Genomic DNA, 23,510 nt, shown 5'->3' with positions numbered 1-23,510 from the left:
TTAGATAACAATATGTTACTTGGGTGTTACCGAGGATTTCAGCCTCAGGAAACGCTGCTTGCTTGCACCTTATGTGCCGGGTCTGATAAGGTGCATCCACAAGATATAGACCCAGCACAATATACGGGCAGTTTACGTGAGCGATACGCCAGAAATTCCTGAAAACATGGACGAAATCCCGCCCGAGCGCCCTGTCTACGACGGCCCGACGGTCTCCATCGAATCCGAGATGCGCACCTCCTACCTGGACTATGCCATGTCGGTCATCGTCAGCCGCGCGATCCCCGATCTGCGTGATGGGCTGAAACCGGTTCACCGCCGCATCCTGTATGCGATGCACGAAACCGGAAACACCCACGACAAATCTTATCGCAAATCGGCCCGTCCGGTTGGCGATGTGATGGGTAAATACCATCCGCACGGTGACAGCGCGATCTATGACGCGTTGGTGCGGATGGCACAGGATTTCTCGATGTCGCTGCCCTTGCTGGATGGACAGGGCAACTTCGGCTCGATGGACGGCGACAACCCAGCGGCCATGCGATATACCGAAGTGCGAATGGACAAGCCCGCAAGCGCCCTGCTGGCGGATATCGAAAAAGAAACGGTCGATTTTCAGGACAACTACGATGGCAAGGACCGGGAACCGACCGTCTTGCCCGCCCGTTTCCCAAACATGCTCGTCAACGGTGCCGGTGGTATCGCCGTGGGTATGGCGACCAACATTCCGCCGCACAATCTGGGCGAAGTGGTCGATGCCACGCTGGCACTGATCGACGACCCGGACCTGACGTCAGAACAACTGATCGAATATGTCCCCGGTCCCGATTTCCCGACCGGCGCCGTTATGCTGGGACGGTCCGGCGCGCGCAAAGCGTATCTTGAGGGGCGCGGCAGCGTCATCATCCGCTCTAAGACCCGCGTCGAAGAGATCCGTAAAGACCGTTACGCCATTGTGGTTGATGAGATTCCCTATCAGGTGAACAAGGCCGCGATGATCGAAAAGATCGCCGAAGCCGTGCGCGAGAAACGCATCGAAGGCGTCAGTCACGTACAGGATGAGTCCGACCGCAACGGTGTTCGTGTCGTAGTGGAACTGAAACGGGATGCCACGCCTGAAGTGGTGCTGAACCAACTTTTCCGCTTCTCGCCGATGCAGACTTCGTTCGGCTGCAACATGCTGGCGCTGAATGGTGGCCGACCCGAGCAACTGACACTGCGCCGGTTCCTGACCTCGTTTATCGACTTCCGCGAGGATGTTGTCGCGCGACGTACTGCATACGACCTGCGCAAGGCCCGCGAACGTAGCCACATTCTGTGTGGTCTGGCCGTGGCGGTATCCAACGTCGATGAAGTGGTCGCGACGATCCGTTCGTCGGCAGATGCGGCTGAAGCACGCGAAAAGCTGATGACCCGCCGCTGGCCCGCATCCGAGATCGAAAGCTATCTGCGCCTGATCGACGATCCGCTGTCCAAGATGAACGACGACGGAACCTACAACCTGACCGAGGTTCAGGCCCGCGCAATCCTTGATCTTCGACTGCAACGGCTGACCCAAATTGGCGTCAAAGAAGTCACCGACGAGCTGGAAGAACTGGCTGGTAAGATCAAGGAATACCTTGATATTCTGTCTTCACGCGAACGCATCATGAGCATCATTGCTGATGAACTGCGCAGCGTACGCGAGCAATTTGCAGTACCACGCCGCACCGAGATCGTCGACTGGTCCGGCGACATGGAAGACGAAGACCTGATTGAACGTGAAGACATGGTCGTGACCGTCACCTCGGGCGGCTACATCAAGCGAACCCCGCTGGCTGATTTCCGAGCGCAGAAACGCGGTGGCAAGGGTCTTTCGGGGATGCAGACCAAGGAAGAGGATGTTGTTACCAACCTCTTCGTGGCGAACACGCATACCCAACTGCTGTTCTTCACCACAGAAGGCATGGTCTACAAACTCAAGACCTGGCGCTTGCCGCAGTCCAGTCGTACCGGCAAGGGCAAGGCGATCGTCAATATCCTGCCGATCCCAACCGGGGTTTCCATCGCCGCGATCATGCCTGTCGATGTGCCGGATGAAGAGTGGGAGAACCTTCAGATCATCTTCGCCACCAGCGCGGGTGACGTGCGCCGCAACCGCCTGTCGGATTTCACCAACGTCCGCCGAAACGGCAAGATCGCAATGAAACTGCCTGAAGGCGTGGAACTGGTGAATGCGCGAATCTGTTCGGAAGATGAAGACGTGATGCTTGTGACCAACTCAGGTCGGGCCATCCGCTTCCGGACTACGGATGTGCGCGTCTTCAACTCGCGCGAGTCGACCGGTGTGCGTGGCATCAAACTGACCAATGGCGACCGCGTGGTCTCGATGTCGGTGATCCGCCACTTTGAAGCTGACTCAGACGAGCGTGCCGCGTACCTCAAGATGCGCCGCGCCGTAGCCGGTGTCACCGACGATGGTGAGACGGACGATGAGGAGGGCAATGCCGACAGCCTGCTGCCGCAGGAGCGGTACGCCGAGATGTCAGCGGCGGAAAACCTGATCCTGACCATCACTGCTGGCGGTGCGGGCAAGCTGAGTTCCAGTCACGACTACCCTGTCCGCGGACGAGGCGGCATGGGTGTTGCTGCGATGGACAAGGCGATGCGCGGCGGAGAACTGGTGGCTTCTTTCCCGGTTGAACTCGACGACCAGATCATGCTGGCGACATCCAAAGGCCAATCGATCCGGGTTCCGGTGGAAGGTATTTCCTTCCGCTCCCGCTCGGCAGGTGGCGTGAAAGTCTTCAATACCGGAAAGGGCGAAGTGGTCGTCAGCGTTGCCTGGATCGCTGATCAGGGTGATGAGGAAACCGAAGAATAACCCTCACGCTCAATTACGGATCTGAAACAAAACGCTCGCTCTGCGGGCGTTTTGTCATTCTGGATCACGATATCGACAACTCTCCGGATGATCCGCTTGCCCGAAGCCATTCTGCCGCCTAGCTTTTTCATATGTGGTCATTTGCGCATATCCGACCAGCTTACAGTCGCACGGAACGTATCAGCGACGGGGTGGTCCATGTGCTCGGTGTCTCAAGTGCGTTGGTTGCCGTACCACTGCTGATCACAATGACCATCTATTACCGGTATGATCAATCTGCGGTTCTGGGTGCCTCGGTTTACGGGGTGACGCTGATACTCATGCTCACGTTTTCCGCCTTGTATAACATGGTCGAAAACGAGGAATGGCGCGGGTTCCTGCAGCGCCTCGATCATTCCGGCATCTACGTCAAGATCGCAGGGACCTACACACCGTTTCTACTGTTGTCCGGTGCTCAGCCCCCGGGGCTATTACTCGGATTGTGGTCTTCGGCAACACTTGGGTCGGTTCTCAAGATGCTGGACCCAAACCGGTTCCGATGGTTCGGGCTTGCGCTATACCTATTGATGGGTTGGGCGGTGGTCTGGGCCGGGCAATCCATGTTGGCAGACCTGTCGCCTACGATCGTTACACTGATGATTGCCGGAGGGCTCGTGTACACGGCCGGGGTCGCCTTCTACCTGCTGGACTGGCTGCCGTTCCACAACACGATCTGGCATGTATTTGTGCTGCTGGGCAGCGTTTTGTTCTTTGCAGCGGTCGCGGCCCGAATCGAACTGTTTCAGGTCGTTTAGGTTAACCTGCGCGTATTTGTTCGGGAAAAAGTTTGCGTAAAACGAAAGTTGGCGTCGCCCGAAAATAGTATTCCGCGTGAAGCCGAAGACAAATTGCGCGGCATGTCCCGCGACCGTCTCTCCGTCTTCACCAGACCCGTTTTGTGTTGGAAGCCCCCTATTCCAAAGCGCTCACTGTCTCAAACCAGTCAAGCATCAGATCGCTCCAGCCATTTGGAACGCCATGCCCGACCTCATCGCCGATAACAGAAATGGTCGAACCAGTATCACAATCGCTCAGAACGCGCTGATCATAGCTATCCTGCGGAACGACTTTATCCCTTTTACAGCCCGCAGAGACCCCAAGCCTTAGTGTGGCTTCCACTGCCCCCATATATCCCGGATCAGACCACGAAGACCCGGAACCCGCGAAAGGAATAACTGTGTCGTCATAACCATGGCTAAAGTACATGTTGAAATCGAAATCTGCTGCCGCACATTTCCCAGGTTCGCCGCGCACTGGTGTTCCAGCAACGGGGGCAAAAGCCTTCAGACGTGGGTCAACATCTGCACAGGCAAGATACCAAGCGAAGGATTCACCTCGGGAATGGCCCGTGGTTACGATCTGCGCCGGATCAATAGGGGATCGAGCTAAAACGTCCTCAAGCACATTCGCAATGAACTCAAAATCATGCCGGCCATAATATGCGTCATTCCAAACCCATCCTGTGCCCGGGCCGCTTTGGTACTCAATTTCCAGCGCAGTCGGAGCGACGATGGCATACCCGCGTTCCAGTATCGACTTGACGGGAAATGCACTCTGGATAGCCTTTTGCCCCGTTCCGCGGGATCCATGAAGAAAGATCACGGCCGGGAATGGTCCTTCGCCCTTAGGATTCAATACGTTTTATTGTCGCCTGGAAACCATACATGGGGTACTACGCCATCACATCCCTGTGCTTGATACAGATGTGAGAAGCTATCCGCAGGTCGCGCTGGTTTGAGTGCTAAAACCAGAGCCATTGCTTCAATGCCAAGAGCAATGAGCCTTACTGTTCAGTTGCCGCTCCGCGCTTTCACAGCCCATATATCGCGCTAAACTTCTGTTCCAGATATCCCAGCAAAGGTTCGGGCCCCGGCTCAATGCCGCTTGCCCGTCGGGTAATCTCGCGCGGGGCATAAAGCCCGCCGTGCTGCTGGACGTGTTCGCGCAGCCAAGCAGTTGCGCCAGATGTGTCGCCTTCTGCCAGTTGCGCATCCAGATCGGGCACGCCGCCGCGCAGGGCCTGATACAGGCATCCAGCATAGACGTTGCCCAGCGAGTAGGTCGGAAAGTAACCAAACAGCCCAACCGACCAATGCACATCCTGCAAACAGCCGTTCGACGGCTTGTCCACCGCATAGCCGAAGTCAGCCTTGAAGCGGTCGTTCCACGCCGCCTCAAGTTCGCTGACCTGCAAGTCTCCGGCCATCAGCGCGCGCTCCAGATCGAACCGCAGCATGATATGCAGGTTATACTGGACCTCGTCCGCTTCGGTGCGGATATAGCCGTTGTGAACCCGGTTGACAGTGGCGTAGAAAGCGTCGGCATCTGCAATTCCGAAATCGCCGAATGCGCCCTTCATCTGATCGAACAACCAGCCCGTAAACGCACGGGAACGGCCGAGCTGGTTTTCATAGATCCGGCTTTGGCTTTCATGCACGCCCATGGACACGCCGCACCCCAGTGGCGTCAGCAGGTAGTCGCGGTCGATCCCCTGTTCGTAAGCGGCGTGGCCGACCTCGTGAATGGTTGAAAAAAAGCAGTTGAACGGGTCTGTTTCGCTGGTTCGCGTGGTGATGCGCACATCAAGACCCGAGCCCGAGCTGAACGGGTGAACCGCCTTATCCACACGGCCGTTGTTGAGGTCATAGCCGAAAGCGACCGCCAGCTTTTGCGCAAGCTGCATCTGGGTCAGCTCATCAAAGCTACCGCTCAGCGCAGCAGGTTCCGGGCGATCCAGAACGGCCGCGCGCAAGGCCACCAGACGCGGGCGCATCTCATCGAAAATGGCCGCGATCTGAGCGCCAGTCGTATAGGGTTCGTAATCTTCAACCATGGCGTCATAGACATCTCCGCCCTGCGCCAGCGCCTCACCTTCCTGACGCTTCAGCGATACGACCTCTTCCAGCACCGGAAGGAACGCCGAGACATCTTCGTCCGCGCGCGCCTGGGCCCAGGTTCCCTGTGCGGCGGACGTAATTCGGGCAATCGCCGTAGCCAGATCGGCAGGCACCTTGACCGCCCGATCATAGGCGCGCCGGATTTCGCGCAGTTGCGCCTTACCGACTTCATCCTGTGGGGCAGCCTGATCCAGCCACTCTGCAACGCGTGGATCCGATCGGCGTGCGTGAAGGACCGCCTCGATAGCGGCCATTTCTTCGGCACGCTGAGGTGCAGCCCCGCGCGGCATGACGGTTTCCTGGTCCCAGCCAAGCCGACCCGCGATCTGGCCCAAAGCCGAGGTTTCACGTTGAAAAGCCATCAGTTCGTTGAAAGCGGTCATATTTTCAAACTCCGCGCACAGATGTTGCGATTGGATAGGCTGTCAGGAATCGTGCGCGCAGGATCAGGGTCCAGACGACAACGGCCATGAATTGGTGGAATATGGCGATCTGCCATGGTGCTCCGTAAACTACGGTCACGATGCCGACGACGACCTGCAACGACAGCGCAGCAAAAGCTGCATTGAAGGCAAAGCGTGTCTGCGGATGCGCGCTGGCGTTGCCACGCCGCCACACGACAATGGCAAAGATAAACAGCAGGTAACCGGCACAGCGGTGAATGAACTGCACCAGTCCGGGGCTTTCAAAGAAGTTTCGCCACACCGGCTCCAAAGCAGTGGCATCCGGTGGCAACAATTGCCCCCCAATCAACGGCCAGTCGGTGTAAGATCTCCCGGCGTCGATCCCGGCGACCAGCGCGCCGATGAGTATTTGCAAAAAAGCGAAATGCATCAGGCCAGTCGCAAGCGAGAACAGTTTTGCCTCTTTGGCTCGACGCGCCTGCATCAGGTCACGTTCATCGCGGCCAAGCTCAAAGATATACCACGCCAGGAAGCCCAGAATCACGAAGGCTAGCCCCAGATGCGTGGCCAGACGATAACTGGCAACGGCTGTCATGCCCTCGCCCTGCGTCACGCCCGAGGCGACCATCCACCAACCGACCGCGCCCTGAACGCCGCCCAACAGGCCCGGGATCAGCAGCTTGCCGGTCCAACCCGTGGGTACCTTGCGCGCGACAAGAAAGCCAAAGAACCCGATGGCCCAGACCAGCCCGATCACGCGGCCCAATTGGCGGTGGCCCCATTCCCACCAGTAGATAGTTTTGAAGTCACTCAGCTCCATCCACTGGTTCTGGATGCGCCACTGGTCAATCTGCTTGTATTTGTCGAATTCAGCCTGCCAGTCCGCGTCGATCATTGGCGGGATGGCTCCGGTGATCGGGCGCCATTCGGTGATCGAAAGACCGCTGTCGGTCAGGCGCGTCAGGCCTCCGACTGCGATCATCGCGACGACCAAGGCAAACAGGATCATCAGCCAAACGCGGATCGCCTTGCGTGCGCCGCCGCGCCCCCGGTCGATCATACCGGGTTGAACCGCCTGTTGTTTTTCCGTGTCCGAGACCTCTTCGAAGATGCTGCGCTTACCGCTCATGCTGTCCTCATGTCCTGATTTCGTCGCAAGCTAGGGTGTGGCGGAAGATAGGTCCAGCCTCAGCCTTTGTCTTTCCAGCGGACCATCTGCCGCATGATCCCGTGCAGCATCTGCACATCGGCCCGCGTCATCCGCATCCGCGACCACAGATTGCGCAGGTTGGTTTTCATGCCCTCGGCCTTTTCGGGGGGATAGAAGAACCCGGCCTCTTCCAACCGGTCCTCGTAGTGCTCGACCAGTTTTTCAACCTCGATCCCCGTGGCCCAGTCACCTTTGCCCAGATCTGTAGATTCGTGCACCACGTCGCCAGTCTGGCGCATCCACTCATAAGCGGTCAGCAAAACGCATTGGCCCAGGTTCAGCGACGCGTATTCCGGGTTCACCGGCACCGAGATGATTGCGTTTGCCTTGGCGATGTCTTCGTTCTCCAACCCCGCACGTTCGGGGCCGAACAGAACCGCAACCTTTTCGCCCGCCGCGACTTTTTCAGCAGCGATCTGCATGGCGCGCTCGGGGCTGTAGACGGGTTTCGTCAGCCCGCGTTGCCGTGCAGTGGTGGCGAAGACAAAGGTGCTGTCGGCCAGCGATCCGGCCAGATCGTGAAACAGCAGTGCTTCATCCAGCAACCGGCCTGCACCGCTGGACATCGCCACTGCCTTGGGGTTTGGCCAGCCGTCACGGGGCGCCACGATGCGCATTCGGTCCAGTCCAAAGTTCCACATTGCCCGGGCAGCAGCACCGATATTCTCACCCATCTGCGGGCGAACAAGCACGAAGGAAGGCTGGGATTTGTCGCTTGGCATGGTTCACCTTATGAAAACTTGGCCTGCTGTAATCGGCACGCACTTGCAGGGCAAGGCGCTGGGGGTGTTATTTGCGCGGCCTCAGCCATAAAAGTTTGCTTCCCCGCCGCAATCCGCTAAACCGCGCCAAAGACTGAAACCCGAAGGACGCGCCCATGGACACCCCCGAGCAGCCGCAGATTTACCTGATAACGCCTCCGACGATCGAGCTGAGCACGTTCCCCGGCAAACTGGCATCGGTTCTGGACGGGGCCGAGATCGCCTGCATCCGCCTGGCGCTGGCTGGCAACGACGAAGACACCATCGCCCGTGCCGCTGATGCCTGCCGCGAAGTGGCCCACGCCCGCGACGTGGCCATCGTGATATCGAACCACGTGCTGTTGGCGCAACGTCTAGGGCTGGACGGGGTGCATCTGGATGACGGCGCACGCTCGGTCCGCGCCGCGCGCAAGGAACTGGGCACCGATGCGATTGTCGGCAGCTTCTGCGGCGCGTCCAGCCATGACGGCATAACGGCGGGCGAACACGGCGCGGATTACGTGGCCTTCGGGCCCGTCGGAACCGCCACATTGGGGGACGGAACCCGCGCCGAAAAGGATTTGTTCCAATGGTGGTCCCAGATGATCGAGGTCCCGGTCGTGGCCGAAGGCAGTCTGACGCCCGAGCTGATCCGTGATCTGGCCCCCTGCACCGATTTCTTCGGTATCGGCGACGAAATCTGGGGCAGCGACGACCCGCTGGCCGCGCTGAACACGCTGCTGGCGGCGATGTCTTAAGCCAGCAACCAGGGTTCAGCCATCCAATACACGCCGATTCCGGCGATCAGCATCGAGGCCAGAACCGAAATCCGGCCTCGTGTTCTGTGTGACCCGCCAGCAACCAAAAGCGCGCAGGCAAAGGTCAGAACAGCCACAAGGATGACAGGCAGTGTATTTCCGACGCCAAACCCAAAAACAGCCGGGGCCAGATGATCGGGCGGCACCCCGATCCTTGTCAAATCCGAAGCCAGTACCAATCCTTGAACACAACCTGCGGCAAGCACAGCCAACAGTCGCCAGACCTGCAAGTGCCGGGCCACCAGGTTCCATAGCGCCAGAATGATGATCGAGGCCACCAACGCCTGGTCCTGCACATTTTCTGGCACGTCCAGCGCGCCGTACATGCCCAACCCGAGCCCGATAAAAACTCCTGCAGCCAAAAACGCCACCTGAGACACCACAGGCCGCAGGCTCAGTGTCAGCATTACGAGTGTCAGAACAACGATGGATGGCTTGAGGGGGCTTTGAACAAAACGGCCGATCCCCTTTGCGAAATACGTCTGCAGTGTCTGCTCTGTTGTCAGCGATGCCCCGCCCTGCAACGGGATCAGTGGGCTGATTTCTCCGGCAGTCAGAAACCCTGTATACGGGGCCATCACGTTTTGCTGACGAAGAACGACTGACCCGCTGTACTGCGGCCAGGTCAGGCGCAGATTCGATGCATGATCCGGCAAACGTGCAGTCAACAACAACTTGGAAACACGCACTTTTTCCGTGTCGCCCACCACCGGAATACGCACACCTTCATAAGACAGGTCCAGGCGATCAGGCGCTTCGACCACAAGGCTTTGCTTCCAGACCTGAACAAAGTCTCTGATCTGCGGTTCCAGTTCCGACGACACCTTCCGCCGCAGAGATCGGTACTGTGTATCGTCAGAATAGGTTTCTGGCTGTGTCGGGTCGGCCCCGGCCAGCATCACCTCGGCATTCAATTTCACCTCCAGAAACAGCGTGTCAGCTTTGACCCAGAAATCGACAACTGTTGGTGGGGCGGTTTGTGCCTTAACAGTTCCAGGAAGCACAGTCAGAAGAACAATAATACTCAGGGCGCAGGTTTTGAGGACTCGAAGGATGGCACGGAAGGCAGGGCCATTCATACGAAACGCTCCAACAGGAAAATTAAATCACCAATCATTGCTCTCGATTGTTCCCGCGAAGGCCACGGATCGCAAGCCCAAAGGAAACATCAGCCCCGGCAGATCGGGAATCTCTTATAGCGATAACGTTCCGGCTTGCACGGGCACCATCGCTGCGGCATGACATCCCGTATGACTCAGAACACCAATATCCTGTGCATCGGCTCGGTCCTGTGGGACGTCATCGGTCGATCGGCCAGCGCCATGAGGCAAGGCTCGGACGTGCCGGGCCGGATCACCCGCCTGCCCGGCGGCGTCGCGATGAACATCGCCATGACACTGGTACGCTTTGGCATGACGCCCACCCTGCTGACTGCCATTGGCCGCGACCCAGAAGGTGACGAGCTGGTTCACGCCTGTTCGCGCCTCGGCATGGTGACGGATCACATCTATCGTTCGCAGGATTTGCCGACTGACCGCTACATGGCTGTCGAAGGGGCGAACGGGTTGATCGCGGCGATTGCCGACGCGCATTCGCTGGAAGCCGCTGGCGCAAAGATACTACGCCCCTTGATGCACGGGCCATTGGGCTACGAAAACACACCGTTTGAAGGCCCAATCGCACTCGACGGCAACCTGACACTGGACCTGCTTGAAGAGATTGCTCAAAGCCCTGCTTTCTCTCGCGCTGATCTTCGCGTGGCCCCGGCCTCGCCCGGCAAAGCCGAACGGTTGCTACCCTTCCTGAAACACGCACGCGCCACGCTTTACGTGAATCTCGAAGAGGCCGGCATCCTGTGTCAGCGCGAGTTCACCGACTCCGAATCCGCCGCTAAGGGCCTGCTGGATCGTGGCGCGCTGCGCGCTCTGGTCACCGATGGCGGCAATTCAGCCACCGTCGGGAGTTCTGATGATATCCTGACACAAACACCCCCTGCCGTTCTGGTCACACGCGTGACCGGCGCCGGGGACACTTTCATGGCGGCCCATATCGCCTCAGAATCCGGCGGTGCATCCAGTGACGAGGCTATGGCCCGCGCCCTGCACGCCGCTGCAACCTACGTTTCCGGAGAAACCCCACTGTGATCGACATTCAATACTCAGCCGAGGTCAGCGCCGCCAAGGACGCGGGCCTGCCCATCGTTGCGCTGGAAAGCACCATCATCACCCATGGGATGCCCTACCCGCAGAACATCGAAGTCGCGGCACAGGTCGAACAGGACATCCGAGATGCGGGTGCGGTTCCTGCGACAATGGCCGTGATCGAAGGCAAATTGCATGTGGGGCTGGAGCAGGATCAGCTGCAATGGCTGGGTCAGGCCCAGGGTGTCGCCAAGATCTCGCGCGCGGACATGGCAGCGTGCATCTCGACCGGTGGCACCGGGGCCACCACCGTTGCGGCGACTATGATCGCAGCGCATTATGCCGGGATCGAGATTTTTGCCACCGGCGGTATCGGCGGCGTGCATCAGGGTGCCGAGACCACGTTCGACATCTCTGCCGATCTGCACGAGCTTGGGCATACTCCGGTGACTGTCGTCGCAGCCGGGGCGAAAGCCATCCTCGACCTCGCCAAAACGCTTGAGGTTCTGGAAACGCTGGGCGTGCCTGTGATTGCACATGGTCAGGACGAGTTTCCTGCGTTCTGGTCGGCAAAGTCGCCCTTTGCCGCGCCCCTTCGTATGGACAGTGCCGACGCCATCGCCAAAGCCCACTCCACCCGCCGCGCGCTGGGTCTGCCCGGCGGGCAGTTGGTGGCAAATCCGATCCCGGCCGCTGATCAGATCCCGTCCGAGGAACTGGCCCCGATCATCGCCGAGGCTCAGTCAGATGCGGATGCCCATCGTATCACCGGCAAAGCAGTGACCCCCTATCTGCTGCAACGAATCTTTGAAAAGACCGAAGGCCGGTCCTTGGTCGCCAACATCGCCCTTGTTCGAAACAATGCACGGTTGGCGGCAAAGATCGCGCAAGCGCTGGTCAAACAGAGGTGACGTTAACCTATTGTACCAAGGCCGTGGATTGACTACCTAATTCCGGAAACCATTCGGAACCACCATGAATACACCGTTCGACGAAGAACCTCACCGCCGCCCAGGCATGCTTTCACGGCTGCGCGCGTCCTTTCTGACGGGCGTCGTTGTCATTGCGCCTGTCTGGTTGACGGTCTGGCTGATCTGGTCGGTGGTCGGCTGGATCGATAGCGCGGTTCTTCCACTGGTGCCACACCAGTTCCAGCCAGAACAGTACGTGGGCATCAACCTGCGCGGTGTGGGCGTGGTCATCTTCCTGATCTTCACCATTCTGGTCGGCTGGATCGCCAAGGGTATTCTGGGCCGTTCCCTGATCCACTTCGCCGAAAGCGTTGTTGACCGGATGCCCGTCGTGCGCTCGGTCTATTCCGGGATCAAACAGATTTCGGAAACAGTGTTTGCCCAGACTGAGCGTTCTTTTGAAAAAGCCTGCCTGATCCAGTACCCGCGTCGCGGGATCTGGGCCATCGGCTTTGTCTCCACCAGCGCCAAGGGTGAGGTAAGCGAACGTGCCGAAACCGGCGGAGAGCTGCTGAGCGTATTCGTGCCCACGACGCCCAACCCGACGTCGGGGTTTCTGTTGTTCTTCCCCGCAGAAGACGTGATCTTGCTGGATATGAGCATCGAAGACGCAGCCAAACTGGTGATTTCAGCGGGGCTTGTCTATCCGAATGGAAAAGATCCGACCCAGCCACCCGAGTGATCAGCTGAACATCGCAGGCAGATCAATTGTGCTGGTCTGCCCCAAATCGTCCTTGTGTTTGGCAAGAAAACCGTCCGCGGCGTCCCGTCCGGCCTGTTTCAGCTTATGCAGAATGACCGGATTGGGCACGGTCTTGGTGGCAACAGACAGGCTGTTCATCAACTCGTTATCTGCAATCATGTGAATCAGAACGCGGCTCATCTCTCCGGAGGTCAGCTTGCCCTCTTTCAGCAACCGTTGGACAAAGCTGATCGCCCGCAACTCACGAAACAGGGATGAGTTGAAGCTGATCTCGTTGATCCGGTTCTGAATTTGCTGCGGTGTGACCGGAACTTCGTCGCGCTCCAGCGGATTGATGTTCACGATCACCACGTCATCTGGCAAATCATCGTTGAACAGCGGATAGAGAGCCGGATTGCCGGTATACCCGCCGTCCCAGTAGGCTTCGGTCCGGTTTGTTTTCGGATCAAAAATCTCAACCGCCTTGAACAGGGTCGGTAAACAGGCCGAGGCCAGGATAGCGTCCGTGCTGATCTCGTCGCCGGTAAAGACGCGGATCTTGCCGCTGCGTACGCAAGTGGCACACACGAAAAGGCGCGGGCCTTCTTCCGCGCAAATCTCGTCAAAATTGAACCTGTCCACCACCGGTTCCAGCGGGTTGCTGTAGAACGGCCCATACGCATAGGGCGACACCATTCGCGACCACGCATCCCCGATTGAAAACGGTACCGAATACTCCATCGCCTGCGCAATGGTCGCCGGTTCCAGGCCGCGAAACCAGTTGGCGAAACGCATGTCGCCAATCGCGCCCATGCGCTGCCACAACCCGTCCAGGCGCGCCCGCGCTCCTTCGCGCCCTGAATGAACAATTCCCGACTTGTACGCTGCTGCGTTCAGCGCCCCTGCGGAAGTTCCGGTGATGGCAGCGACCTCGATGTCTTCCTCATCCAGCAGCCGGTCAAGCACACCCCAGGTGAACGCGCCATGCGCGCCCCCCCCCTGCAAAGCCAGATTGATCCGTTTCACGTCGCTGCCCCTTCGTCTCTGCAAAAGAATGCTTCGGGGGAATGAGGGCAATGGCCCCCTTTAAACCTCAAAGTGCTGTCCAGCCACCATCGACTGAAATTGTGGTTCCGGTGATCTGAGCCGCCGCGTCCGAACACAGGAAGATAGTCGTTCCACCCAATTGCTCGACGGTGGCGAACTCCTTGGAGGGTTGCCGTTCCAAAAGAATGTTCTTCACCACATCCTCGCGGCTCATGTTGTATTCTTTCATCGTGTCGGGGATCTGCGCCTCGACCAGCGGCGTCAGAACGTAGCCCGGGCAGATGGCATTGCAGGTGATCGGTTCCTGCGCGGTTTCCAGCGCTACGGTCTTGGTCATTCCAACCACGCCGTGCTTGGCCGCAACATATGCCGCCTTGTAAGGGGATGCCGTCAGACCATGGGCCGAGGCGATGTTCACCACCCGCCCCCAACCCGCCTTGCGCATCATCGGCAACGCAGCCGCCGTGGTGTGAAAGGCCGAGTTCATGTTGATTGCGATAATCGCGTCCCATTTTTCAACCGGGAACTTATCGATCGGAGAGACATGCTGAATACCAGCATTGTTCACCAGAATATCACAGGACCCCGCCTGTTCGATCAGTGATCGGCATTCCTCGCCCTTGGACATGTCGGCCTTGATGTAGCGCGCATTGGTTCCGGTTTCTTTCGCAATCTCTGCGGCAAGCGCATGATCTTCATCGCGATCCGTAAAGGAATTCAGAACCACATCGGCACCCGCCTTGGCCAGCTCGCGCGCTACGCCCAGCCCGATGCCCGAATTTGATCCCGTGATGATTGCCGTTTTACCGGACAGGCTCATGTCCATTCTCCCTCAAGCGTTAATCAGGCGCACCATGCCATGCTGCACCTGCAAAGAAAACGGGGAAACACATCAGATTGGAATCCCGGCCTGAGACTTCGCGACGCACAAAAAAACGCCCGCACGAAGCGGGCGTTAAGTTATTGAGGCAGGTTTCATACAGGCAAGAAACCTATCGAGCAGTGCAACCTTTATAAGCAATTCTGCGCCTTGGTCCAAGCTAAAAGTTTGATAATAAGAAAAATCATCACTACGATGATCTCCAACAAAATAAGGCCAGAGCAGGATTGTTTCCAAAATGAGCCCGGAATTTCTCCGTCCGTTTCGATCACTTGCGGCGGGAATCGCCAGCATTTTCGTGATGTCTGTCGCCCATGCAGAATCGTCTCATGGCATAGCTATGTACGGGGACCCGGCCCTACCACCGGATTTTGTGTCTCTCCCCTATGCGAACCCGGATGCGCTCAAAGGTGGCAAAGCTGTTTTCGGAAACACGGGCGGCTTTAACAGTCTGAACCCGTTTTTGCAAAAAGGCACTTCGCCATGGCAATTGCCTTTCTGGACCCATGAAAGCCTGATGGGGCGATCCTGGGACGAACCTTTCACACTTTACGGGCTGTTAGCCGAATCAGTTGAGACCGATCCAGACCGGTCCTGGGTCGAATTCACCCTGCGGGAAGAGGCGCGTTTTTCCGACGGCAGCCCGGTCACGATCGATGATGTGATCTGGTCTTACGAGACTTTGGGCACGCAGGGGCATCTGCGCTATCGCGGTCTTTGGGGCAAGATCGACGACATCGAACAAACAGGCCCGCGCTCGGTGCGGATCACGTTCAATGAACCCGATCGAGAGCTTGCGCTGCTGGCAGGGATGCGTCCGATCCTGCAAAAGGCACAATGGGAGGTAAAGGACTTCGCTGACGCGCAACTGCATGATGTGCCGATTGGAACCGGCCCCTATGTGATCGATAGCTACGAAGCGGGACGCTACGTGAATCTGCGACGCAATCCGGACTATTGGGGGAACGACATTCCGTTTCGCCGCGGCACCATGAACCTTGATGAGCTGCGGATCGAATTCTACGGCGACGGCAGCGTCTTGTTCGAAGCCTTCAAGGCCGGAGAGTTGTCGGCCGTCCGTGAATTCAATGCCGACAAATGGGACACGCAATACAACTTTCCCGCTGTGCAGCGGGGCGATGTGATCAAAACTGAAATTCCGCATGGAAAGCCTTCGGGAATGACCGGGTTCGTGATGAACACACGAAAGGCTCCGTTCGACGACTGGCGTGTGCGCGAAGCGCTGATGCTTGCCTTCAATTTTGAGTTCATCAACGACACGGTAACCGGTGGCGCCCAACCAAGGATCACGTCTTATTTCTCGGGCTCCGACCTTGCCATGCAGCCCGGCCCGGCCCAAGGGCAGATAAAAGACCTGTTGCTTCCTTACGCTGACATCCTGTTGCCAGGCACGCTGGAAGGGTATGAGCTGCCGAAGGGTGACGGGTCGGCCCGGAACCGGGCAAACCTTCGCGAGGCCACCAAGCTTTTGACCGAGGCAGGTTGGACCGTTCAGGACGGCGCACTGCGCAATGGAAATGGTGATGCCTTTCAGGTGACTTTCCTGCTTCAACAGGGCGACAGCGAGATGGCAACAGTGGTCGAGATCTATTCCCGCGCGCTGGAACGCCTTGGCATTCAGGTCACGACGGAACAAGTCGACAATGCCCAATATGTCGGACGCACCTCTGAACTGGACTTTGACGTCACGACATTCCGCCGGGCGCTTTCTCTGTCTCCTGGCAACGAACAGCGTCTTTATTGGGGCAGCGAGACTGCTGATGCCCCCGGCACACGCAACCTGATGGGCGTATCCTCGCCCGCAGTTGACGCAATGATCGATGCCATGCTCGCCTCAAAAACCCGCGAGGACTTTACCGATGCCACCCGCGCGCTGGACCGGGTACTGACAGCAGGCCGCTATGTCATCCCGATCTGGAGCTTTGACATCGGACGCATTGCGCATGTCAAGGAACTGAAGCACCCGAAAACCCTGCCCATCTATGGTGACGGTCCGCAATACATGCCAGAAGTGTGGTGGTACGACGCCCGGTAGAGGCGTGACCCCAGGGCCAGCCGATGGGTATGTGATCCCGGCTGGTCTTTCCAAGCGGGTATTCCGAACGTCAGAAGCTCGAAGTTTCAGCTGTTCTGTACAATCTGCGGTCAGGAAGATTCCATCAGTCGGCAAAATTCAGCACATTGCCGCGTCATACAAGATATCGTTTGATCGCACCCAAACCGCCGTACTGGACCGCCAACACCATCACCACCGGGTGATCCCGCAGGAAACGCCCTCAAACAGTTTTACTCATCTAGAAAAACCTGTATAAAAATGGCATATTTAGTCGTCATAGATAGCTTATGCCAACCCAAGGTCCCGGACTGCCTGGACAATCGGACGCTGGGAACCAAAGAACAACCGGGCCCGCCACCACTCACACCAAATGTAGGCCCGTCGCCCCGCTGCGGATACTTCGCAGCGGGCACAATTCCCCCCAAAAAAGGCGCGGCCTCAGGATGCGACATTTTGTCATGTCTTTCGTTACGGCACCCCGTTCGTACTCTGATGTGGGGGAGAGCAGTCCTAATCGTTGCTAAGGGAAGCTCATTGATGATGAACTGGACCGATCTTACAAAAGACTGGAGCGCGGCCTGCGAACGCGCAAAGCGGCGTTTTCCGAACTTGCGTGACAAAGACATGATGCGCGTGTTGAAGGATCGAAAAGGATTTGAAGCCTATTTGGCCGAACGTCACCAACTTACAATGAATGAGGCGCATGAGGAGGTCGAAGACTTCCTGTTCACCGAAGGGCTGAACCGTGAATTCAGCAGTGCCGCTTTAAGCAAGTGATGTGACCCAAAGGATAGTCGCGTCTTCGTCACTGACGGAAATCACATTGTGGCCCATGCTGCCGTCGTAATAGGCGCTGTCGCCCCTGCGCATCTCCACCGGCTCATAAAACTCGGTGTAAAGCTTGACGACACCGGTCAGTACATACATGAACTCTTCTCCGTCATGGCGCACCCAGCCGTCAAATTCCTCCATTGATCTCGCGCGGACCCGCGCACGATAGGGCAGCATTTGTTTCTTGGTCAGGGTTTCGGCCAGCAACTCATGTTCATAAGTGGTTGTGGCGTGCGCCGTGCCGTCGCCCAGACGGGTTATCGCCATACGCCCGATCACCTGATCGCGCTGGGGCGGCGTGAAAAGCTGCGGAACCGAAATCTCCAATCCAGTCGCAAGCTTCTTGAGCGCGTCGTAGGTCGGCGACATCTGCCCGTTTTCGATCTTGCTGAGGGTCGAACGTGCCAAACCGGCCTGACTGGCGGCTTGCTCCAATGTCCATTCCCGTGCTTTGCGCAGCTCTCTCACACGCGCGCCAAGGTCCAACGGTTCAACTTCGGTGTGTTCGCCAGAGTTGCGGGCAATTCGGATCAGAGATTTGGGATCTTGAGTGCTCATGACCCTTCTATAGGCCCGGCCAGCCACGCTTGCAACGCGACAGGCGGCGCGATAGCCAGAGGCCATGTTGTCAATCTTCGATCAGGGGGCGCCTGCGCCCTGCCCCACGCCTTTCAATCTGGCAGCTCATGTTCTGGGCTGCGCGGATCAAGCCCCGGATAAAGTGGCTTTGTCAGTCTTGCGTGAAAACGATACGCAGGATTGGAGCTTTCGCAATCTGAAAACAGCCGTGCTGGGCACCGGCGCGGGGTTGCTGCGGGCAGGATTGAAACCCGGAGATATCGCCCTGATGCGGCTGGGCAATACTGTGGACTTCCCGATTGCCTATCTGGGTGCAATTGCCGTGGGTATCGTACCGGTGCCGACATCGTCGCAACTGACAGAACCCGAAACCGCCAAAATGATCGACGAGCTTTCTCCGGCGGCCATACTGCACGATCCGGATGTTGCCTGTGCCTCGCATTCCAAGCAGATCAGGCTGGACGAGTTGAAAGCGATGCGAAACCTGCCCACGGCAGGTTTTGACATGGGCGATCCGGAACGTATGGCCTATGTCGTCTACACCTCTGGAACTTCGGGCAAGCCTCGTGCCGTGGCCCATGCCCACCGGGCAATCTGGGCGCGGCAGATGATGGTCGATGGCTGGTATGGTCTGCGCGAGACCGACCGGCTGTGTCACGCGGGGGCTTTCAACTGGACCTATACGCTGGGCACTGGCTTGATGGACCCATGGACCATCGGTGCGACGGCCCTGATCCCGGAACCCGGCACCGAAATCAATGCGTTGCCTGCCTTGCTACGCCAGCATGGCGCAACGATCTTTGCTGCGGCTCCGGGGGTCTTTCGCAAGATAGTGCAAGGGCACAATCGGATGGAGCTGCCAGACCTGCGCCACGGATTATGCGCGGGCGAGAAACTGTCGCGCGCCCTGCACGAACAGTGGCTGAATGCCACCGGCACCGAGCTGTTCGAAGCCTACGGCATGTCCGAATGCTCTACCTTCATTTCCTCCAGCCCGGACCATCCTGCGCGCGGCGACGCACTGGGACAACCGCAACCCGGGCGTCGAGTGGCGATCCTTGGTCCGGACGGTCCGGTGCCACAGGGGCAGGAAGGTACAATTGCCATTCACCGCTCTGACCCCGGGTTGATGCTGACCTATCTTAACGCACCCGAGGACGTTGAAACGCGGATGCAGGGTGAATGGTTTCTGACTGGCGATCAGGGGGCCATGGCAGTGGATGGCCAGATCAGCTATCTGGGCCGCGACGACGACATGATGAACGCGGGTGGCTATCGCGTGTCCCCGGTCGAGGTCGAAGCCGTTCTTGCCCGCTATCCGGGCATAACCCAAGTCGGCGCAGCGGCAGTCGAGGTCAAACCGGACACATTTGTGATAGCGGCCTTTTATACGGGCCCGGAAAAGCTGGACGATACGCCGTTGCGCACCTATGTCGAAGCCAACCTGGCGCGGTACAAACAGCCTCGCGCCTTCATCCATTTGCCTGCCCTGCCAACCGGCGGAAATGGCAAACTCCTGCGCCGGGCGCTGCCGGCCTATTTCGAGGCACCAACAAAATGACCCAGACCGTCAAGCTCGATATCCTGTCCGATCCGATCTGCCCGTGGTGCTATATTGGCAAAACCCATCTGGACAAGGCTCTGGCCAATGTGCCCGACCACCCCTTTGTCATTGAATGGCATCCGTTCCAGTTGAATCCTGACATGCCGGATGCGGGTATGGATCGGCGCGAGTATCTTGAGCGCAAGTTCGGCGGCAAGGACGGCGCGTTGCGCGCCTATGCGCCGGTGGTGGAACATGCCGAAAAGGCCGGTCTGAACATCAACTTCGAGGCCATGAAACGTACCCCCAACACGCTGGACGCCCATCGCCTGATCCACTGGGCAGGGATCGAGGGCAAGCAGAACGAGGTGGTGGATGCGCTGTTCGACGCCTATTTCGTGCAGGGCCGCGACATCGGCGACCACGAGGTGCTGGCCGACATCGCAGACAGCACCGGAATGGACGCAGCCGTGGTCATGAAGCTGCTGAAATCCGACGCCGACCGCGAGGATATCCGCAACCGCGATGCTCATTCTCGCGAAATGGGCGTCAGTTCGGTTCCGACCTTCATTGTCGCGAACCAACATGCGGTGCCGGGCGCGCAACCTCCTGAAATGTGGGAGAAAGTCATCGCTGAGATCATGTCTCAACTTGAGGCTTCTCCTGCAGAATAGCACAGAGGTCTGTGCAAATTTCCAGTCTGGCCTATGCCGACCCGCCGTGATAGCGCGAACGGGTTAGGAGTGCTTCATGGCCAATCGCATGTCGAAGGCGGAATTCATTGCGCTGATTGCAATGATGTTCGCCACCATCGCCTTTTCGATCGATTCAATGCTGCCTGCGCTGCCCGAGATCGGCGCGCAGCTCAGCCCAGATGATGTCAATCGGGCGCAACTGATCCTGACGTCTTTTGTGTTGGGGATGGGGATCGGAACGTTTTTTACCGGCCCTCTCTCAGATGCTCTGGGACGCAAGCCAGTTATTTACGGTGGCGCAGCCCTTTACATTGCGGCCTCAGCGGTTGCCTGGGCCAGCTCCTCACTGGAACTGGTATTGATCGCACGTGTGGTTCAGGGGTTGGGCGCGGCTGGCCCACGCGTGGTAGCCATGGCGATCATTCGCGACTTGTATTCGGGTCGCGAAATGGCGCGGATCATCTCTATTGCGATGATGATTTTCACGTTGGTACCCGCAGCCGCACCGATGCTGGGCGCGGGTGTGATCGCATTGTTCGGCTGGCGCGGGATCTTTGTATCGTTCATTCTGTTTGCGTTGGTCATCATCTCTTGGATGGGCGTTCGCCTGCCGGAATCTCTGGCACGAGAAAACCGTCGCCCCTTCCGCTTTCCGCTGATGCTCTCGGCCACGAAAGAAATGTTTACCCATCCGACTGTCCGCCTTTCGATCATGGTTCAGACGCTGTGTATGGGGGTGCTGTTCACCATGCTGACAATGGTTCAGCCAGTCTATGACGTAATCCATGACCGTGCCGACAGCTTTCCATTCTGGTTTGGGTTCGTGGCTTTGATGTCTGGGTCGGCCAGCTTGTTGAATGCAGCACTTGTGGTGCGTGTGGGCATGCGCCGGATGGTGACATGGGCGCTGGGGGGACAAATCCTGATCACCGCTTTTGTTATGACGCTTAACACCATGCACCTTTCGCCGGACGCCTCATTTGCACTGTTTGTATTCTGGCAAACCATGGTGTTTTTCATGGCCGGGGTAACATTGGGCAACCTGAACGCCATCGCGATGGAGCCGATGGGGCATATTGCCGGAATGGCAGCCTCGGTCATCGGATCCATTTCGACGGTTTTGGCTGCGGCTATTGCCGCGCCGATCGGGTTGCTTTTCGATGGGTCCATCGCGCCTTTGACATTTGGCGTCCTGAGCATGTGCATTCTGGCCTTCGGGCTAATGCTGCATATGGGCCGCGTCGAAGAGCGTCTGCCAGCCTGATCTGTGCGACTCGTCAGAAACACGTTACTCTCGACCTGAACCGAGCGGAGGGCTTCTGATGCGTGAATACTATGATCTGGGCAGCTATTCCTGTCCGGTAACGACCTCGGTTCCCGAGGCTCAGCTGTGGTTCGACCGCGGCCTGAACTGGACCTATGGATACAATCACGAAGAAGCCGTGGTTTGTTTCCAGCGCGCAGCTGAACATGACCCCCAATGCGCCATGGCATATTGGGGCGTCGCCTACGCGGCGGGACCGAATTACAACCTACCATGGGACTTGCAGGACGAGCAGGGACGCAGCAAGGCGCTGGCGCTGGCTTATGATGCCACGCAAAACGCACTTCGATTGGCTGACGGCTGCACGCCTGTTGAGCAGGCACTGATCCGGGCTCTTCCAGCGCGATACCCGCAGCGGGATCCGGCCGAGGACATGCACCTTTGGGATCACGATTTTGCCGAAGCGATGCGCGCGGCGTTCGCTGCGCACTCCGATCACCTTGACCTGCGCACACTCTTTGTCGAAGCGCTTTTGAACCTGACGCCCTGGAAAATGTGGGATCTGAAAACCGGCCAGCCTGCTGAAGGCGCCGCAACGCTTGAGGCTCAGGAAGTATTGGAAACAGCCATGGCCAGCGATCCGGCCGCCATGTCGCATCCCGGTCTGCTGCATCTATATGTTCACCTGATGGAAATGTCGCCCACCCCGGAAAAAGCCCTGAAAGCCGGTGATGTCCTGCGCACATTGGTACCTGATGCAGGCCACCTCGTTCACATGCCGACACATATCGACGTCCTCTGCGGCCACTACCACAACGTGGTGCATTGGAACGAAAAGGCCTCGGATGCCGATCTGAAGTATTACGAACGCGAGGGGGCATTCAATATCTACACCGGCTACCGTCAACACAACTATCACTTCGCCATCTACGGCGCGCTGTTTCTGGGGCAAATCGAACCTGCCCTGCGCGCCAATCAGGGTTTGTGGGAAACGACGCCCGAAGAAATGCTTCGTATCGAAAGCCCCCCCATGGCGGATTACTTCGAAAGCTACATGTCCATGGGGCCGCACATCCTGATCCGCTTTGGTCGCTGGGAAGAGGCCAAGGCGCTGGAGCTGCCCTCCGATCCGGATCTCTACCGTACCCTGACGGCCACGACCCACTACGCCCGCGCCATCGCACGTGCCGCTAGTGGTGATGTTGCCCATGCCGAAGCGGAAGAGAACCTGTTTCTCGCAGCCAAGGAATGCGTTCCGGAAACGCGCAGGTTGCACAACAACCGCGTGATAGACCTGCTGGAAATTGCCCGGGAAATGCTGCGTGGTGAGATCGAGTACCGAAAGGGGAATTTTGAGATCGCTTTTGCCCATTTGCGCCGCTCGGTCGAGTTGGATGACACCCTGCCATATGACGAGCCCTGGGGCTGGATGCAGCCCACCCGCCACGCGCTTGGCACGTTGCTGTTCGAACAAGGTCATACGGCAGAAGCAGAGGCTGTCTATCGCGAAGATCTTGGCCTTGGTGGCTCGCTCAGCCGCGCTTCGATCCATCCCGACAACGTGTGGAGCCTGAAGGGGCTGTACGATTGTCTCAAAGCCCGGGGGGAAGATGTTGAAATCCTACAGGTCAAACAACGCCTGGATCTGGCTCTGGCCCGGGCAGATCGGGCGGTTGCAGCGTCCTGTTTCTGCGCGCAGGCCGCAATGCATGAATGAGGTGTGTTGGATCGCGCTGCCACGCGATGCCTCCGGCGGGGATACTTTCAGCCAGATGAAGCTGGGATCCCTTGTTCATCTGGCCGCAATGATCTCGGCCGAGACGCACTGC

20 protein-coding genes are annotated in these 23,510 nt (G+C 58.2%); 12 read left to right on the top strand and 8 right to left on the bottom strand.

Annotation, left to right across the window (positions count from 1 at the left end; genetic code table 11):
• Positions 1 to 136 precede the first annotated feature (136 nt).
• Together gyrA and trhA are read left to right on the top strand one after the other, a co-directional pair.
• Positions 137 to 2,863, top strand: a complete 2,727-nt coding sequence (gyrA, locus tag AC2FLP_RS03355; RefSeq protein ID WP_496680737.1) for a DNA gyrase subunit A — start codon at positions 137 to 139, stop codon at positions 2,861 to 2,863.
• 131 nt (positions 2,864 to 2,994) lie between these two features.
• Complete coding sequence (trhA, locus tag AC2FLP_RS03350) at positions 2,995 to 3,657, top strand: PAQR family membrane homeostasis protein TrhA (RefSeq protein ID WP_117868810.1); 663 nt, start codon at positions 2,995 to 2,997, stop codon at positions 3,655 to 3,657.
• A 157-nt stretch (positions 3,658 to 3,814) separates the two neighbouring features.
• On the opposite strand, the gene AC2FLP_RS03345 is transcribed toward trhA, so the two are convergent.
• The 4 genes from AC2FLP_RS03345 to AC2FLP_RS03330 form a co-directional block, all read right to left on the bottom strand.
• Entirely contained in the window at positions 3,815 to 4,537 is a 723-nt protein-coding gene (locus AC2FLP_RS03345; RefSeq protein WP_496680740.1) for a CE1 family esterase, read from the bottom strand.
• Between the two features lie 175 nt (positions 4,538 to 4,712).
• Positions 4,713 to 6,182 (bottom strand): carboxypeptidase M32, encoded by a 1,470-nt coding sequence (locus AC2FLP_RS03340; RefSeq protein WP_496680742.1) that lies wholly within the window; start codon positions 6,180 to 6,182, stop codon positions 4,713 to 4,715.
• 4 nt (positions 6,183 to 6,186) lie between these two features.
• On the bottom strand, positions 6,187 to 7,332 hold the full coding sequence (gene ctaA / locus AC2FLP_RS03335; RefSeq protein WP_299893691.1) for a heme A synthase: 1,146 nt from the start codon (positions 7,330 to 7,332) through the stop codon (positions 6,187 to 6,189).
• Between the two features lie 59 nt (positions 7,333 to 7,391).
• Positions 7,392 to 8,135 (bottom strand): RNA methyltransferase, encoded by a 744-nt coding sequence (locus AC2FLP_RS03330; protein WP_117868805.1) that lies wholly within the window; start codon positions 8,133 to 8,135, stop codon positions 7,392 to 7,394.
• A gap of 155 nt (positions 8,136 to 8,290) precedes the next feature.
• Between AC2FLP_RS03330 and AC2FLP_RS03325 the strand changes: the two genes are divergently transcribed.
• On the top strand, positions 8,291 to 8,911 hold the full coding sequence (locus tag AC2FLP_RS03325; protein WP_496680745.1) for a thiamine phosphate synthase: 621 nt from the start codon (positions 8,291 to 8,293) through the stop codon (positions 8,909 to 8,911).
• Here AC2FLP_RS03325 and AC2FLP_RS03320 read toward each other — a convergent pair.
• Positions 8,908 to 10,050, bottom strand: a complete 1,143-nt coding sequence (locus tag AC2FLP_RS03320) for a HupE/UreJ family protein (RefSeq protein ID WP_496680748.1) — start codon at positions 10,048 to 10,050, stop codon at positions 8,908 to 8,910. The two genes, AC2FLP_RS03325 and AC2FLP_RS03320, sit on opposite strands and share 4 nt — an antisense overlap.
• Before the next feature lie 171 nt (positions 10,051 to 10,221).
• On the opposite strand from AC2FLP_RS03320, the gene AC2FLP_RS03315 reads away from it, so the two are divergent.
• From AC2FLP_RS03315 to AC2FLP_RS03305, 3 genes are all read left to right on the top strand, one after another.
• Positions 10,222 to 11,115 carry a PfkB family carbohydrate kinase gene (locus tag AC2FLP_RS03315; protein WP_299893700.1) on the top strand — a complete coding sequence of 298 codons (894 nt, stop codon included), beginning with the start codon at positions 10,222 to 10,224 and terminating at the stop codon, positions 11,113 to 11,115.
• Positions 11,112 to 12,023: a pseudouridine-5'-phosphate glycosidase gene (locus tag AC2FLP_RS03310; RefSeq protein WP_299893702.1), complete on the top strand. Its 912-nt coding sequence runs from the start codon at positions 11,112 to 11,114 to the stop codon at positions 12,021 to 12,023. Before AC2FLP_RS03315 ends, AC2FLP_RS03310 begins: the two co-directional genes overlap by 4 nt.
• A gap of 64 nt (positions 12,024 to 12,087) precedes the next feature.
• Positions 12,088 to 12,765: a DUF502 domain-containing protein gene (locus AC2FLP_RS03305; protein ID WP_117868800.1), complete on the top strand. Its 678-nt coding sequence runs from the start codon at positions 12,088 to 12,090 to the stop codon at positions 12,763 to 12,765.
• On the opposite strand, the gene AC2FLP_RS03300 is transcribed toward AC2FLP_RS03305, so the two are convergent.
• Positions 12,766 to 13,791 (bottom strand): patatin-like phospholipase family protein, encoded by a 1,026-nt coding sequence (locus AC2FLP_RS03300; RefSeq protein ID WP_496680751.1) that lies wholly within the window; start codon positions 13,789 to 13,791, stop codon positions 12,766 to 12,768. It lies immediately after the preceding gene.
• A 67-nt stretch (positions 13,792 to 13,858) separates the two neighbouring features.
• Entirely contained in the window at positions 13,859 to 14,632 is a 774-nt protein-coding gene (locus tag AC2FLP_RS03295) for a 3-hydroxybutyrate dehydrogenase (protein ID WP_496676456.1), read from the bottom strand.
• A 298-nt stretch (positions 14,633 to 14,930) separates the two neighbouring features.
• Between AC2FLP_RS03295 and AC2FLP_RS03290 the strand changes: the two genes are divergently transcribed.
• Together AC2FLP_RS03290 and AC2FLP_RS03285 are read left to right on the top strand one after the other, a co-directional pair.
• A complete protein-coding gene (locus AC2FLP_RS03290) occupies positions 14,931 to 16,748 on the top strand; it encodes an extracellular solute-binding protein (RefSeq protein ID WP_496680754.1) in 1,818 nt (605 codons plus the stop codon).
• Between the two features lie 558 nt (positions 16,749 to 17,306).
• Positions 17,307 to 17,546 (top strand): hypothetical protein, encoded by a 240-nt coding sequence (locus tag AC2FLP_RS03285; RefSeq protein ID WP_117868796.1) that lies wholly within the window; start codon positions 17,307 to 17,309, stop codon positions 17,544 to 17,546.
• Here the strand turns inward: AC2FLP_RS03285 and AC2FLP_RS03280 are convergent.
• Positions 17,535 to 18,158, bottom strand: coding sequence for a helix-turn-helix domain-containing protein (locus AC2FLP_RS03280; protein WP_117868795.1), 624 nt, complete (start codon positions 18,156 to 18,158; stop codon positions 17,535 to 17,537). The genes AC2FLP_RS03285 and AC2FLP_RS03280 overlap by 12 nt on opposite strands.
• A 64-nt stretch (positions 18,159 to 18,222) precedes the next feature.
• On the opposite strand from AC2FLP_RS03280, the gene AC2FLP_RS03275 reads away from it, so the two are divergent.
• The 4 genes from AC2FLP_RS03275 (at position 18,223) to AC2FLP_RS03260 (ending at position 23,398) form a co-directional block, all read left to right on the top strand.
• On the top strand, positions 18,223 to 19,740 hold the full coding sequence (locus AC2FLP_RS03275) for a class I adenylate-forming enzyme family protein (protein WP_496680757.1): 1,518 nt from the start codon (positions 18,223 to 18,225) through the stop codon (positions 19,738 to 19,740).
• Positions 19,737 to 20,396 (top strand): DsbA family oxidoreductase, encoded by a 660-nt coding sequence (locus AC2FLP_RS03270; protein WP_117868793.1) that lies wholly within the window; start codon positions 19,737 to 19,739, stop codon positions 20,394 to 20,396. Before AC2FLP_RS03275 ends, AC2FLP_RS03270 begins: the two co-directional genes overlap by 4 nt.
• A gap of 76 nt (positions 20,397 to 20,472) precedes the next feature.
• Complete coding sequence (locus tag AC2FLP_RS03265; RefSeq protein WP_299893715.1) at positions 20,473 to 21,681, top strand: multidrug effflux MFS transporter; 1,209 nt, start codon at positions 20,473 to 20,475, stop codon at positions 21,679 to 21,681.
• A gap of 58 nt (positions 21,682 to 21,739) precedes the next feature.
• Positions 21,740 to 23,398 carry a hypothetical protein gene (locus tag AC2FLP_RS03260; RefSeq protein WP_496680760.1) on the top strand — a complete coding sequence of 553 codons (1,659 nt, stop codon included), beginning with the start codon at positions 21,740 to 21,742 and terminating at the stop codon, positions 23,396 to 23,398.
• The last annotated feature ends 112 nt before the right edge of the window (positions 23,399 to 23,510 follow it).

This window comes from Ruegeria sp. CDSA141 (assembly GCF_059612005.1).
This window is presented reverse-complemented; position numbering and strand designations above follow the sequence as displayed.

Coding starts and splice junctions, on each gene's coding strand:
- AC2FLP_RS03285 (WP_117868796.1), top strand. CDS start 17,307: ATGATGAACTGGACCGATCTTACAAAAGACTGGAGCGCGGCCTGCGAA.
- AC2FLP_RS03315 (WP_299893700.1), top strand. CDS start 10,222: ATGACTCAGAACACCAATATCCTGTGCATCGGCTCGGTCCTGTGGGAC.
- AC2FLP_RS03340 (WP_496680742.1), bottom strand. CDS start 6,182: ATGACCGCTTTCAACGAACTGATGGCTTTTCAACGTGAAACCTCGGCT.
- AC2FLP_RS03305 (WP_117868800.1), top strand. CDS start 12,088: ATGAATACACCGTTCGACGAAGAACCTCACCGCCGCCCAGGCATGCTT.
- AC2FLP_RS03325 (WP_496680745.1), top strand. CDS start 8,291: ATGGACACCCCCGAGCAGCCGCAGATTTACCTGATAACGCCTCCGACG.
- AC2FLP_RS03280 (WP_117868795.1), bottom strand. CDS start 18,158: ATGAGCACTCAAGATCCCAAATCTCTGATCCGAATTGCCCGCAACTCT.
- trhA (WP_117868810.1), top strand. CDS start 2,995: ATGTGGTCATTTGCGCATATCCGACCAGCTTACAGTCGCACGGAACGT.
- AC2FLP_RS03275 (WP_496680757.1), top strand. CDS start 18,223: ATGTTGTCAATCTTCGATCAGGGGGCGCCTGCGCCCTGCCCCACGCCT.
- AC2FLP_RS03270 (WP_117868793.1), top strand. CDS start 19,737: ATGACCCAGACCGTCAAGCTCGATATCCTGTCCGATCCGATCTGCCCG.
- AC2FLP_RS03295 (WP_496676456.1), bottom strand. CDS start 14,632: ATGAGCCTGTCCGGTAAAACGGCAATCATCACGGGATCAAATTCGGGC.
- AC2FLP_RS03260 (WP_496680760.1), top strand. CDS start 21,740: ATGCGTGAATACTATGATCTGGGCAGCTATTCCTGTCCGGTAACGACC.
- ctaA (WP_299893691.1), bottom strand. CDS start 7,332: ATGAGCGGTAAGCGCAGCATCTTCGAAGAGGTCTCGGACACGGAAAAA.
- AC2FLP_RS03265 (WP_299893715.1), top strand. CDS start 20,473: ATGGCCAATCGCATGTCGAAGGCGGAATTCATTGCGCTGATTGCAATG.
- AC2FLP_RS03330 (WP_117868805.1), bottom strand. CDS start 8,135: ATGCCAAGCGACAAATCCCAGCCTTCCTTCGTGCTTGTTCGCCCGCAG.
- AC2FLP_RS03290 (WP_496680754.1), top strand. CDS start 14,931: ATGAGCCCGGAATTTCTCCGTCCGTTTCGATCACTTGCGGCGGGAATC.
- AC2FLP_RS03320 (WP_496680748.1), bottom strand. CDS start 10,050: ATGAATGGCCCTGCCTTCCGTGCCATCCTTCGAGTCCTCAAAACCTGC.